Below are 12,747 nucleotides of genomic sequence, written 5' to 3'. Positions count from 1 at the left end.
ACTTGTGATCGCCCTCTCCCTCGCCGAGATCGCAGCAGCCGTCGGCGGGAAGACGTACGACATACCGGATCCGTCCGCGGAGGTCACCGGGCCGGTGGTCCGCGACTCCCGCGAGGTGGTGCCCGGCAGCCTCTTCGTCGCCTTCGTCGGCGAGCGCGTGGACGGCCACGACTTCGCCGCGGCCGTCGTCGAGGCGGGCGCGGCCGCCGTGCTGGCGTCCCGCCCCGTCGGCGTGCCCGCGATCGTCGTCGAGGACGTGCAGGCCGCCCTCGGCGCCCTCGCCCGCCACGTCGTCGAACGGCTGGGCGCGACCCTCGTCGCCCTCACCGGCTCCGCGGGCAAGACGAGCACCAAGGACCTCGTCGCGCAGGTGCTGCGGCGCAAGGCGCCGACCGTGTTCACGCCCGGCTCCCTCAACAACGAGATCGGGCTGCCGCTGACCGCGCTGAGCGCCACCGAGGAGACGAGGTTCCTCGTGCTGGAGATGGGCGCCCGCGGCATCGGCCACATCCGCTACCTGACCGGGCTGACCCCGCCGAGGGTCGGCCTGGTGCTCAACGTCGGCACCGCCCACATCGGCGAGTTCGGCGGCCGTGAGCAGATCGCCCAGGCGAAGGGCGAGTTGGTGGAGAGCCTGCCCGCGGCCGAGGACGGCGGAACCGCGATCCTGAACGCCGACGACCCGTTGGTACGGGCCATGGCCTCCCGTACGAAGGCGAAGGTGATCCTTTTCGGAGAGTCCGGCGAAGCGGACGTACGCGCAGAGAACGTGAGACTCACGGACAGCGGACAGCCCGCCTTCAGGCTTCACACACCCTCCGGTGCAAGCGATGTGACGATGCGCCTGTACGGTGAGCATCACGTGTCGAACGCGCTCGCCGCGGCCGCCGTCGCCCATGAGCTGGGCATGTCCGCAACTGAGATCGCGACCGCGCTCTCCGAGGCGGGCTCCCTCTCCCGCTGGCGGATGGAGGTCACCGAGCGCCCGGACGGCGTGACGGTCGTCAACGACGCCTACAACGCCAACCCCGAGTCCATGCGAGCCGCTCTGCGCGCGCTCGCGGCCATGGGCGCGGGACGGCGGACCTGGGCGGTGCTCGGCAAGATGGCCGAGCTCGGGGACGAGGCGCTCGCCGAGCACGACGCGGTCGGACGGCTGGCCGTCCGGCTCAACGTCAGCAAGCTCGTCGCGGTCGGGGGCAGGGAAGCGTCCTGGCTGCAACTGGGCGCATATAACGAGGGTTCGTGGGGTGAGGAGTCGGTGCACGTGTCCGACGCACAGGCGGCGATCGACCTGTTGCGCAGCGAGTTGCGCCCGGGGGACGTCGTTCTCGTGAAGGCGTCCCGTTCGGTCGGCCTCGAGAGTGTCGCCCAGGCGCTGCTCGAGAACGGTGCCGAGGGTGAGGTCGCAGCCCGATGATGAAGCAGATCCTGTTCGCGGGAGTCATTGGCCTCTTCCTGACGCTGGTCGGCACCCCGCTGCTGATCAAGCTCCTGGCCCGCAAGGGCTACGGCCAGTACATCCGCGACGACGGCCCGCGTGAGCACGCCAGCAAGCGCGGTACGCCGACCATGGGTGGTATCGCCTTCATCCTGGCCACGGTCGCCGCCTACTTCCTGTCCAAGGTGATCACCGGCTACACCCCGACCTACTCGGGTCTGCTGGTGCTCGGCCTGATGGTCGGCATGGGCCTGGTCGGCTTCCTCGACGACTACATCAAGATCGTCAAGCGCCGTTCGCTGGGCCTGCGCGCCAAGGCGAAGATGGCCGGCCAGCTGACCGTCGGCATCGCCTTCGCGGTGCTCGCGCTGCAGTTCTCCGACAACCGCGGCAACACCCCAGCCTCCACGAAGCTGTCGTTCATCACCGACTTCGGCTGGACGATCGGCCCCGTGCTGTTCGTGATCTGGGCGCTGTTCATGATTCTCGCGATGTCGAACGGCGTGAACCTCACCGATGGTCTGGACGGTCTCGCCACCGGCGCCTCCGTCCTGGTCTTCGGCGCCTACACCTTCATCGGCGTCTGGCAGTTCCAGGAGTCCTGCGCCAACGCGATGACCCTGACCAACCCCAACGCCTGCTACGAGGTGCGTGACCCGCTCGACCTCGCGGTCGTCTCCTCCGCGCTCATGGGCGCCTGCCTGGGCTTCCTGTGGTGGAACACCTCGCCCGCCAAGGTCTTCATGGGCGACACCGGTTCGCTCGCGCTCGGCGGTGTGCTCGCGGGCCTGGCGATCTGCTCCCGCACCGAGCTGCTGCTCGCGCTGCTGGGCGGCCTGTTCGTGCTGATCACCATGTCGGTGGTGATCCAGGTCGGCTCCTTCCGGCTCACCGGAAAGCGTGTCTTCCGGATGGCGCCGCTCCAGCACCACTTCGAACTCAAGGGCTGGTCCGAAGTGCTCATCGTGGTCCGTTTCTGGATCATCCAGGGCATCTGTGTGATTGTCGGACTGGGCCTCTTCTACGCGGGATGGGCAGCGGACAAGTGACCGACTGGCAGGGAAAGAACGTCACCGTCGCGGGACTCGGAGTGTCCGGTGTCCCGGCGGCCAGGGTCCTGCACGGCCTCGGCGCGCACGTCACCGTCGTCAACGACGGCGACGACGAGCGCGCCCGGGCCCAGGCGGCCGAGCTGGAGGCCCTCGGGGTCACCGTGCGCCTCGGTGACGGGGACACCCTGCCCAAGGGCACCGAGCTGATCGTCACCGCGCCCGGCTGGCGGCCGGACAAGCCGCTCTTCCGCGCCGCCGGGCAGGCCGGCGTACCCGTCTGGGGGGACGTCGAACTCGCCTGGCGGCTGCGCGGCCGGGACGGCAGAAAAGCAGCCCCATGGCTCGCCGTGACCGGCACCAACGGCAAGACCACCACCGTGCAGATGCTCGCCTCCATCCTGAAGGCGGCGGGCCTGCGCACGGCGGCCGTCGGCAACATCGGCGTCTCCCTGCTGGACGCCGTGCTCGGCGACGAGCCCTATGACGTCCTCGCGGTGGAGCTGTCGAGCTACCAGCTCCACTGGGCGCCCTCGCTGCGCGCCCACTCCGCCGCCGTCCTCAACCTCGCCCCCGACCACCTCGACTGGCACGGCTCCATGGAGGCCTACGCGGCCGACAAGGGCCGTATCTACGAGGGCAATCGCGTCGCCTGCGTCTACAACGTGGCCGACAGGGCGACCGAGGACCTGGTGCGCGAGGCGGACGTCGAGGAGGGCTGCCGAGCCGTCGGGTTCACGCTCGGCACGCCAGGCCCCTCCCAACTCGGCGTCGTGGACGGCATCCTCGTCGACCGCGCCTTCGTCGAGAACCGGCAGAAGAACGCCCAGGAGCTCGCCGAGGTCTCCGACGTCGTTCCGCCCGCCCCGCACAACATCGCCAACGCCCTCGCCGCGGCGGCCCTGGCACGCGCCTTCGGCGTCCCGGCGCAGGCCGTCCGGGACGGCCTGCGGGCCTTCACTCCGGACGCCCACCGCATCGCGCACGTGGCCGACGTGGACGGCGTGGCCTACGTCGACGACTCCAAGGCCACCAACACCCACGCGGCGCAGGCCTCGTTGGCGGCCTACGAGTCGATCGTGTGGATCGCGGGCGGTCTGGCGAAGGGCGCGACCTTCGACGAGCTCGTCGCGAACTCGGCGAAGCGGCTGCGCGGCGTCGTCCTCATCGGAGCCGATCGCGCGCTCATCCGTGAGGCCCTCGCGCGACACGCCCCGGAGGTACCCGTCGTCGACCTCGACCGGACCGACACTGGGGCGATGCTCCAGGCCGTCCAGGAGGCGCGGCGGCTCGCACGGCCCGGCGACACGGTACTGCTGGCCCCGGCCTGCGCCTCCATGGACATGTTCGCCAACTACAACAGGCGCGGCGAGGCGTTCGCGGAGGCCGTATCCGGACTCGGCGCCTGATCCCGGCCGCCCCCGCTGCCGGGCGACCTCGGGAGGGAGGCGTGGGACCCGTGAGCCGAGCCGTACTCGCGCGGCCGACGTACAGCGGAGGACCCGATGCCCGGTAGCCCCGGCAGCAGCCGTACCGGCCGCCCGCCCGTGCAGCGGGCCGTCCGGCGGCCGGCGCCCGGCCGGCCCCCGGGCGGGCGCTCCGTGGCGAGCCTGGTCGTCCGCGCGCGCCGGGCCTGGGACCGGCCGCTGACCGCCTACTACCTGATCCTCGGCGGCAGCCTGCTGCTCACCGTGCTGGGTCTGGTGATGGTCTACTCGGCCTCCCAGATCACCGCGCTGCAGAAGGCGCTGCCGGGCTCGTACTTCTTCCGCAAACAGCTCCTCGCGGCCGCGATCGGCGCCGGGCTGCTGCTGCTCGCCGCCCGGATGCCGGTCAGGCTGCACCGGGCGCTGGCCTACCCGATCCTGGCGGGCGCGGTGGTCCTGATGGCGCTGGTGCAGGTGCCGGGGATAGGGGTGGCGGTCAACGGCAACCAGAACTGGATCGCGCTGGGCGGCTCCTTCCAGATCCAGCCCAGCGAGATCGGCAAGCTGGCGCTGGTGCTGTGGGGCGCCGACCTCATCGCGCGCAAACAGGACAAGCGGCTGCTGACCCAGTGGAAGCACATGCTGGTGCCGCTCGTCCCGGTCGCCTTCATGCTGCTCGGGCTGATCATGCTCGGCGGCGACATGGGCACCGCGATCATCCTCACCGCGATCCTGTTCGGCCTGCTGTGGCTGGCGGGGGCGCCCACCCGGCTCTTCGTGGGGGTGCTGTCGTTCGCCGGGGTGATCGGCTTCCTGCTGATCCAGACGAGCGCCAACCGCCTCGGCCGGTTCGCCTGCGTCGGCTCGAGCGACGCGACCAAGTGCTGGCAGGCGGTGCACGGCATCTACGCCCTGGCCTCCGGCGGGCTGTTCGGTTCCGGACTCGGTGCCAGTGTGGAGAAATGGGGCCAACTCCCCGAAGCCCACACCGACTTCATCTTCGCCGTCACCGGCGAGGAACTGGGTCTCGCGGGGACGCTGTCGGTGCTCGCCCTGTTCGCCGCTCTAGGCTATGCGGGCATCCGCGTGGCCGGACGCACGGAGGACCCCTTCGTGAGGTATGCCGCGGGAGGCGTGACCACCTGGATCACCGTGCAGGCGGTGATCAACATCGGTGCGGTGCTCGGTCTGCTGCCGATCGCCGGCGTCCCGCTCCCGCTGTTCTCCTACGGAGGATCCGCCCTGCTGCCGACCATGTTCGCCATCGGGCTGCTGATCGCCTTCGCGCGTGACGAGCCCGCTGCGCGGGCGGCGCTTGCCATGCGGCAACCTCGCTTTGGTAGAAAGCGGGCAGGAGGCTCCGCGCCCGGCCGGAGATCCGACCGTGGATCCGGTCGCGAGCCTCGGAGATGGAACACGATGCGACGGCGCGCCTCGGCGGCGCGTTCGTCCGGAGAGCGGTGAATTTCGGTGCATGTCGTACTCGCCGGCGGAGGTACCGCGGGCCACATCGAGCCCGCGCTCGCCCTCGCGGACGCCCTGCGCAGGCAGGACCCGACCGTGGGGATCACGGCCCTGGGCACGGAGCGCGGCCTGGAGACCCGGCTCGTACCCGAGCGGGGCTACGAGCTCGCGCTCATCCCGGCGGTGCCGCTGCCACGCAAACCCACCCCGGAGCTGATCACCGTTCCGGGACGGCTGCGCGGCACGATCAAGGCGGCCGAGCAGATCATGGAGCGCACCAAGGCGGACGCCGTGGTCGGATTCGGCGGCTACGTCGCCCTGCCCGGCTACCTGGCCGCCAAGCGGCTCGGTGTGCCCATCGTCATCCATGAGGCCAACGCCCGGCCGGGCCTGGCCAACAAGATCGGTTCGCGGTACGCCGCCCAGGTCGCCGTCTCCACGCCCGACAGCAAGCTGCGCGGTGCCCGCTACATCGGCATCCCGCTGCGCCGCGCCATCGCGACCCTGGACCGGGCGGCCATGCGCCCCGAGGCCCGCGCGGCGTTCGGGCTCGACCCGAACCTGCCCACCCTGCTGGTCTCCGGCGGCTCACAGGGCGCCCGCCGCCTCAACGAGGTGGTCCAGCAGGTCGCGCCCTGGCTCCAGCAGGCCGGCATCCAGATCCTGCACGCGGTCGGCCCGAAGAACGACCTGCCGCAGGTGCAGCAGATGCCGGGAATGCCGCCCTACATCCCGGTAAGTTACCTTGATCGCATGGACCTCGCGTACGCCGCGGCCGACATGATGCTCTGCCGCGCCGGCGCGATGACCGTCGCCGAACTCTCCGCCGTCGGGCTCCCGGCCGCCTACGTCCCGCTGCCCATCGGCAACGGTGAACAGCGGCTGAACGCCCAGCCGGTGGTCAAGGCCGGCGGCGGACTGCTGGTCGACGACGCGGAACTCACCCCCGAGTGGCTGCAGCAGAACGTCCTGCCCGTGCTCGCCGATCCGCACCGGCTGTACCAGATGTCCCGCGCCGCCGGGGAGTTCGGCCGCCGGGACGCCGACGAGCTGCTCGTCGGCATGGTGTACGAGGCCATCGCCTCGCACCGTTAGGACCGTATGCACGGAAGGGCTTGAGAGCGTGGCCGGAGCGACGACCGCGGAGCGCGGTGAACGCCAGCAGGAGTCGTCGTCCGGCCCGCCTCTGGTCCGCCGGCTGAGACGGCTGCGCCCTCGTACGATCATCGTCCTTTCGCTGGCCCTGGTCTGCCTCTGTGCCGGCTCCCTGTGGGTGCTGTACGGCTCGCGGTGGACGCGGGTGGAGCACGTATCCGTCTCCGGTGTCACGGTCCTGACACCCGCTCAGGTGCGGGCCGCCGCCGGAGTGCGGCTCGGAACGCAGTTGATTTCCGTCGACACCGATGCGGTGGAGGCCCGGCTGCGTCGTGAATTGCCCCGAATCGACTCGGTCGACGTGGTGCGCTCATGGCCCCACGGAATCGGGTTGAAAGTGGTCGAGCGCACTCCGGTCATGGTGGAGGAAAAGGGCGGGAAGTTCGTCGAAGTGGACGCGAAGGGTGTCCGGTTCGCCACGGTTTCACAGGTGCCGAAAGGCGTGCCCCTGCTGGAATTGTCGCTTTCCCGCTCCAGCGCGGCAGCCGCGAGCCTGCGCCGCTTCGGCGAGGCCCGGCTGGTGCGCGAGGCGGTCGCGGTCGCCGGACGGATTCCCGCCGCGGTCGCCCATGAGACCCGGGTCGTCAAGGTCCGTACCTACGACGACATCTCACTGGAGTTGAGCGGCGGCCGGACCGTCGCCTGGGGCAGCAGCGAGAACGGCCGGCTGAAGGCCCGCACGCTGGCCGCGCTGATGAAAGCGTCCCCCGGGGCACGGCACTTCGACGTCAGGGTTCCCACCGCCCCGGCGTCATCCGGGAGTTGACGCACATCTGCGCAGGCCAACACCCTGGTTGGGCGGCGCTATGGCTGATCACATAGGGTGAAAAGAAAAACGGGAGGTTCGGCGTGTTCGTTGAACGGGCGCCACTTGTCGACTTAGTGTCCTGTTCCGAAGACTTCAAGGAACAGACACACTGGTAACCCTAAACTTCAGGGTTAGGGTTCGGGTCGGCGTTCGGACCGTCCCATTCGGCATCAGTCGTCGGATCGCGGCAGGACCGCGAGGCGGCGACACGTAACTCGAGGCGAGAGGCCTTCGACGTGGCAGCACCGCAGAACTACCTCGCAGTCATCAAAGTCATCGGTGTCGGCGGCGGTGGTGTCAATGCCATCAACCGGATGATCGAGGTCGGTCTCAAGGGCGTCGAGTTCATCGCCATCAACACCGACGCGCAGGCGCTGTTGATGAGCGACGCCGACGTCAAGCTCGATGTCGGCCGCGAACTCACGCGCGGACTCGGCGCCGGGGCCAACCCGGCCGTCGGCCGCAAGGCCGCCGAGGACCACCGTGAGGAGATCGAGGAGGTCCTCAAGGGGGCCGACATGGTCTTCGTGACGGCCGGTGAGGGCGGCGGCACCGGTACCGGCGGCGCGCCCGTCGTGGCCAACATCGCGCGTTCGCTGGGCGCCCTCACCATCGGCGTGGTCACGCGTCCGTTCACCTTCGAGGGGCGGCGCCGCGCGAACCAGGCCGAGGACGGCATCGCCGAGCTCCGCGAAGAGGTCGACACCCTCATCGTCATCCCCAACGACCGGCTGCTGTCCATCTCGGACCGCCAGGTCAGCGTGCTCGACGCGTTCAAGTCCGCGGACCAGGTGCTGCTGTCCGGTGTGCAGGGCATCACCGACCTGATCACCACCCCCGGCCTGATCAACCTCGACTTCGCCGACGTCAAGTCCGTCATGTCCGAGGCCGGCTCGGCGCTCATGGGCATCGGCTCGGCCCGCGGCGACGACCGCGCGGTGGCCGCGGCCGAGATGGCGATCTCCTCTCCCCTCCTCGAGGCCTCCATCGACGGCGCCCGGGGCGTGCTCCTGTCCATCTCCGGCGGCAGCGACCTCGGTCTGTTCGAGATCAACGAGGCCGCCCAGCTCGTCAGCGAGGCGGCGCACCCCGAGGCCAACATCATCTTCGGCGCGGTCATCGACGACGCCCTCGGCGACGAGGTCCGGGTCACCGTGATCGCGGCCGGCTTCGACGGCGGCCAGCCTCCGGCCCGCCGGGACAACGTCCTCGGTTCGGCCTCCGCCCCGCCCCCGGCCCGCCGCGAGGAGCCCACCCCGGTGCGGCAGCCCGAGAGCCGCCCGACCTTCGGCTCGCTCGGCAGCGTGACGCCGAAGGAGGAGCCGGAGCCCGTCGCCCCCGAGCCGGTGCAGGACCTTCCGCCGGTGACCCCGCCCGTCACGCCGTCGCCGCGCAGCTACTCCGACAGCGCGGCCGAGGAGCTGGACGTACCGGACTTCCTCAAGTGATAGGTGGGCGCGACACCGTGAGCGGCGCGCACTTCGCCTTCACCGACCGGTGGGGCGGGGTGAGCGCCGTTCCGTACGAGGAGCTCAATCTCGGCGGCGCGGTCGGCGACGATCCCGGCGCGGTACGCACCAATCGCGGCCTGGCCGCCACCTCGCTCGGACTCGACCCGGACCGGGTGGTCTGGATGAACCAGGTGCACGGCAACGACATCGCCGAGGTCGACGGGCCGTGGACCACGCGTCTCACCCCGCCGGTCGACGGACTGGTGACCGCGACCCGCGGGCTCGCCCTCGCCGTGCTCACCGCCGACTGCGTTCCGGTGCTGCTGGCCGACCCGGTGGCCGGTGTGGCCGCCGCCGTCCACGCCGGGCGGCCCGGCATGATCAAGGGGGTCGTCCCGGCCGCGGTCGACGCGATGGAGTCGCTCGGCGCCCGGCCGGACCGCATCACCGCCCGCACCGGACCCGCCGTGTGCGGCCGGTGCTACGAGGTGCCGGAGGACCTGCGCGCCGAGGTGGCCGCGATCGAACCGGCGGCGTACGCCGAGACCAGTTGGGGCACGCCGGCCGTCGACGTGAGCGCCGGCGTGCACGCGCAGCTCGAGCGCCTCGGGGTGCACGACCGGGAGCAGTCGCCGGTGTGCACGCGGGAGTCGGGCGATCACTTCTCGTACCGCCGCGACCGCACCACCGGTCGGCTCGCGGGCTATGTCTGGCTGGACTGATGGGGCATGACGGACCGTAGGAACGAACTCGCCGCGAACCTGGCGAAGGTGGAGCGGCGTATCGCCGCCGCGTGCGCGGCCGCGGGCCGGGCACGGGAGGAAGTGACCCTCATCGTGGTCACCAAGACGTACCCGGCATCGGATGTGCGGATCCTGTCGGAACTCGGCGTGCGCCACACCGCCGAGAACCGGGACCAGGAGGCGGCGCCCAAGGCCGCCGAGTGCGCTGACTTGCCCCTGACGTGGCATTTTGTTGGTCAACTTCAGACCAATAAAGTGCGATCCGTGGTCGGTTACGCCGATGTCGTCCAGTCCCTCGACCGCTCCCGGCTCGTCACCGCGCTCTCCAGGGAGGCCGTGCGGGCGGAGCGCGAGCTCGGCTGCCTCATCCAGGTGGCACTCGACGCGGGGGAGAGCGGACGCGGCGAGCGAGGGGGTGTGGGGCCCGGTGGAATCGAAGAGTTGGCCGACCTCGTCGCCCGCTCCGAGGGGTTGCGCCTCGACGGGCTGATGACCGTCGCCCCGCTGACCGGGGAGTACGCCGGCCGGCAACAGGCCGCGTTCGAGCGCCTCATGGATTTGTCGACCGACCTGCGCGCTGCCCATCCGGCTGCCACCATGGTCTCGGCAGGGATGAGCGGGGACCTCGAACAGGCCGTGGCCGCCGGGGCGACACATGTGCGCGTCGGCAGCGCGGTACTCGGAGTCCGCCCCAGGCTCGGGTAACGTCGCCAAGAAGTCGGACCACAGCAGAAAATATGGTCAATATCGCCCAACGGGGCGCAACGACCTCGTGGATCGCGGGCACTTGGCGGTCGTCAGCGGATCCACCACAGAGCGGAGGACTCAGAGCATGGCCGGCGCGATGCGCAAGATGGCGGTCTACCTCGGCCTCGTGGAGGACGATGGGTACGACGGCCGGGGATTCGACCCCGATGACGACTTCGAACCCGAGCTGGACCCGGAACCCGAGCGGGACCGCCGACGGCACGATCCGCCGCACCAGCCGCATGGTGCACATCAGCCCCAAAGGGATGAACCGGTGCGAGTGGCGCAGCCTCCGGCGCCCCGCGAACCGGTGTCGCATTCCGCTTCGCTCCCGGCGGAATCCGGGCGCCCCGCGCGCATCGCGCCCGTGGCGTCCATCACACAAGACCGCGCAAGCCTGGAGAAGAACGCACCGGTGATCATGCCCAAGGTCGTGTCGGAACGAGAGCCGTACCGGATCACCACACTTCACCCCCGGACCTACAACGAGGCCCGTACCATCGGGGAACACTTCCGTGAGGGCACCCCGGTGATCATGAATCTGACTGAGATGGATGACACAGACGCGAAGCGACTTGTCGACTTTGCCGCCGGTTTGGTGTTTGGTCTTCACGGCAGTATCGAGCGGGTGACGCAGAAGGTGTTCCTGTTGTCGCCTGCTAACGTCGATGTCACGGCGGAGGACAAGGCCCGCATCGCAGAGGGCGGGTTCTTCAACCAGAGCTGAGACGCACCACCGTAGAACAGGCACGGAACAGGGGAGAGGGAAGCACCGATCATGCGTGTGGCCATGGAGGTTCTCTACATCGCGCTGACGGTGTTCCTCATCGTGCTGATCTTCCGGCTGGTCATGGACTATGTGTTCCAGTTCGCCCGCTCGTGGCAACCCGGCAAGGCGATGGTGGTCGTTCTGGAGGCCACCTACACTGTCACCGATCCACCGCTGAAGCTTCTGCGGCGGTTCATCCCGCCGCTGCGTCTCGGGGGCGTGGCGCTCGACCTGTCCTTCTTCGTACTGATGATCATCGTCTACATCCTGATCTACTTCGTGGGGAACTTCGCGACGTGACTGTGGACGATACGGTCTTGCCGACTGCCGATGACTACGTTGAGGTGAAGAGATGCCGTTGACCCCCGAGGACGTGCGGAACAAGCAGTTCACGACCGTCCGCCTCCGAGAAGGCTATGACGAGGACGAGGTCGATGCCTTCCTCGACGAGGTCGAAGCCGAGCTGACCCGACTGCTCCGCGAGAACGAGGACCTGCGCGCCAAACTGGCCGCCGCGACGCGTGCTGCTGCCCAGAACCAGCAGAACATGCGCAAGCCTCCGGAGGACCAGCAGCAGCCACCGCATCCTCAGCAGCAGGGCATGCGAGGTCCCGGCGCGCCTGTGCCCGCCGGGATATCGGGCCCGCCGCAGCAGCAGATGGGCGGCCCCATGGGTGGCCCGCCCCAGCTGCCCAGCGGTGCTCCGCAGCTTCCGGCAGGTCCGGGCGGTCAGGGTCCCCAGGGTCCCGGTGGTCCCGGCGGTCCTGGCCCCGGCCAGATGGGTCCCGGTCCGATGGGTCAGGGGCCTGGCCCGATGCAGGGTCAGATGCAGAACCCTATGCAGGGCCAGATGCAGAACCCGATGCAGGGTCAGATGCAGGGCCAGATGCAGGGCCAGATGGGTCCCGGCCCGATGGGTGGCCCCGGTCCCATGGGTGGCCCCGGCCCGATGGGTCAGGGTCCCGGTCCGATGGGTCAAGGTCCCGGTCCGATGGGTCAGGGTCCCGGTGGCGACAGCGCCGCGCGCGTCCTGTCGCTGGCCCAGCAGACCGCCGACCAGGCGATCGCCGAGGCGCGCTCCGAGGCCAACAAGATCGTCGGCGAGGCGCGTTCGCGTGCCGAGGGTCTGGAGCGTGACGCCCGTGCCAAGGCCGACGCCCTGGAGCGGGACGCGCAGGAGAAGCACCGCGTCGCGATGGGCTCCCTGGAGTCCGCCCGCGCCACGCTGGAGCGCAAGGTCGAGGACCTGCGCGGCTTCGAGCGCGAGTACCGCACGCGCCTGAAGTCGTACCTGGAGTCGCAGCTGCGCCAGCTGGAGACGCAGGCCGACGACTCCCTCGCCCCGCCGCGCACCCCCGCGGCCCCGTCCCTGCCGCCGTCCCCGGCGCCCTCCATGGCCCCGGCCGGCGCGAGTGCCCCGTCCTACGGCGGTCAGCCGATGGGCGGTGCGCCCGGCCCGTCCGGTCCGTCCTACGGCGGTCAGCAGCAGATGGCCCCGGCGATGACCCAGCCGATGGCCCCCGTGCGTCCGCAGGGTCCGGCCCCGATGGGTCAGGCGCCGTCGCCCATGCGCGGCTTCCTGATCGACGAGGACGACAACTGAGGGAACCCTGAAGGGTTCTGACGACTAGGCATCGGCAGCCTGAGAGAACGGCCCCGGAGGGATGTCCCTCCGGGGCCGTTCCCGTATGCG

12 protein-coding genes are annotated in these 12,747 nt (G+C 70.2%); all 12 read left to right on the top strand.

Features of this window, described 5'->3' with window-relative positions; translation table 11 throughout:
* The first annotated feature begins 4 nt into the window (after positions 1 to 4).
* The 12 genes from OIE49_RS10690 (at position 5) to OIE49_RS10635 (ending at position 12,657) form a co-directional block, all read left to right on the top strand.
* Positions 5 to 1,420 carry a UDP-N-acetylmuramoyl-tripeptide--D-alanyl-D-alanine ligase gene (locus OIE49_RS10690; protein WP_326802116.1) on the top strand — a complete coding sequence of 472 codons (1,416 nt, stop codon included), beginning with the start codon at positions 5 to 7 and terminating at the stop codon, positions 1,418 to 1,420.
* A complete protein-coding gene (gene mraY / locus OIE49_RS10685; RefSeq protein WP_100569646.1) occupies positions 1,420 to 2,490 on the top strand; it encodes a phospho-N-acetylmuramoyl-pentapeptide-transferase in 1,071 nt (356 codons plus the stop codon). The genes OIE49_RS10690 and mraY overlap by 1 nt, the downstream gene beginning before the upstream one ends.
* A complete protein-coding gene (gene murD / locus OIE49_RS10680; RefSeq protein ID WP_100569627.1) occupies positions 2,472 to 3,899 on the top strand; it encodes a UDP-N-acetylmuramoyl-L-alanine--D-glutamate ligase in 1,428 nt (475 codons plus the stop codon). Before mraY ends, murD begins: the two co-directional genes overlap by 19 nt.
* A 96-nt stretch (positions 3,900 to 3,995) precedes the next feature.
* Positions 3,996 to 5,381 carry a putative lipid II flippase FtsW gene (gene ftsW, locus OIE49_RS10675; RefSeq protein WP_326802115.1) on the top strand — a complete coding sequence of 462 codons (1,386 nt, stop codon included), beginning with the start codon at positions 3,996 to 3,998 and terminating at the stop codon, positions 5,379 to 5,381.
* A 6-nt stretch (positions 5,382 to 5,387) separates the two neighbouring features.
* Positions 5,388 to 6,476, top strand: coding sequence for an undecaprenyldiphospho-muramoylpentapeptide beta-N-acetylglucosaminyltransferase (murG, locus tag OIE49_RS10670; protein WP_100569625.1), 1,089 nt, complete (start codon positions 5,388 to 5,390; stop codon positions 6,474 to 6,476).
* A 28-nt stretch (positions 6,477 to 6,504) separates the two neighbouring features.
* Positions 6,505 to 7,302, top strand: coding sequence for a cell division protein FtsQ/DivIB (locus OIE49_RS10665; protein WP_326802114.1), 798 nt, complete (start codon positions 6,505 to 6,507; stop codon positions 7,300 to 7,302).
* Positions 7,303 to 7,580: 278 nt separating this feature from the next.
* Positions 7,581 to 8,792, top strand: coding sequence for a cell division protein FtsZ (ftsZ, locus tag OIE49_RS10660; RefSeq protein WP_326802113.1), 1,212 nt, complete (start codon positions 7,581 to 7,583; stop codon positions 8,790 to 8,792).
* On the top strand, positions 8,789 to 9,517 hold the full coding sequence (gene pgeF, locus OIE49_RS10655; RefSeq protein ID WP_100569622.1) for a peptidoglycan editing factor PgeF: 729 nt from the start codon (positions 8,789 to 8,791) through the stop codon (positions 9,515 to 9,517). The genes ftsZ and pgeF overlap by 4 nt, the downstream gene beginning before the upstream one ends.
* A gap of 6 nt (positions 9,518 to 9,523) precedes the next feature.
* Positions 9,524 to 10,243 (top strand): YggS family pyridoxal phosphate-dependent enzyme, encoded by a 720-nt coding sequence (locus OIE49_RS10650; RefSeq protein ID WP_100569621.1) that lies wholly within the window; start codon positions 9,524 to 9,526, stop codon positions 10,241 to 10,243.
* A gap of 127 nt (positions 10,244 to 10,370) precedes the next feature.
* Positions 10,371 to 11,012: a cell division protein SepF gene (locus OIE49_RS10645; RefSeq protein ID WP_100569620.1), complete on the top strand. Its 642-nt coding sequence runs from the start codon at positions 10,371 to 10,373 to the stop codon at positions 11,010 to 11,012.
* 51 nt (positions 11,013 to 11,063) lie between these two features.
* Entirely contained in the window at positions 11,064 to 11,354 is a 291-nt protein-coding gene (locus tag OIE49_RS10640; RefSeq protein WP_326802112.1) for a YggT family protein, read from the top strand.
* A gap of 52 nt (positions 11,355 to 11,406) precedes the next feature.
* The gene (locus OIE49_RS10635) at positions 11,407 to 12,657 is read left to right on the top strand and encodes a DivIVA domain-containing protein (RefSeq protein ID WP_326802111.1); all 1,251 of its coding nucleotides are present in this window, start codon (positions 11,407 to 11,409) and stop codon (positions 12,655 to 12,657) included.
* Positions 12,658 to 12,747 lie beyond the last annotated feature (90 nt).

The organism is Streptomyces sp. NBC_01788, from assembly GCF_035917575.1.
Lineage (GTDB): Bacteria > Actinomycetota > Actinomycetes > Streptomycetales > Streptomycetaceae > Streptomyces.
This window is presented reverse-complemented; position numbering and strand designations above follow the sequence as displayed.

Excerpts from the sequence above, each read along its gene's own strand:
- murD (WP_100569627.1), top strand. The coding sequence starts at position 2,472 with ATGGGCAGCGGACAAGTGACCGACTGGCAGGGAAAGAACGTCACCGTC.
- OIE49_RS10635 (WP_326802111.1), top strand. The coding sequence starts at position 11,407 with ATGCCGTTGACCCCCGAGGACGTGCGGAACAAGCAGTTCACGACCGTC.
- mraY (WP_100569646.1), top strand. The coding sequence starts at position 1,420 with ATGAAGCAGATCCTGTTCGCGGGAGTCATTGGCCTCTTCCTGACGCTG.
- ftsW (WP_326802115.1), top strand. The coding sequence starts at position 3,996 with ATGCCCGGTAGCCCCGGCAGCAGCCGTACCGGCCGCCCGCCCGTGCAG.
- OIE49_RS10650 (WP_100569621.1), top strand. The coding sequence starts at position 9,524 with ATGACGGACCGTAGGAACGAACTCGCCGCGAACCTGGCGAAGGTGGAG.
- OIE49_RS10640 (WP_326802112.1), top strand. The coding sequence starts at position 11,064 with ATGCGTGTGGCCATGGAGGTTCTCTACATCGCGCTGACGGTGTTCCTC.
- OIE49_RS10645 (WP_100569620.1), top strand. The coding sequence starts at position 10,371 with ATGGCCGGCGCGATGCGCAAGATGGCGGTCTACCTCGGCCTCGTGGAG.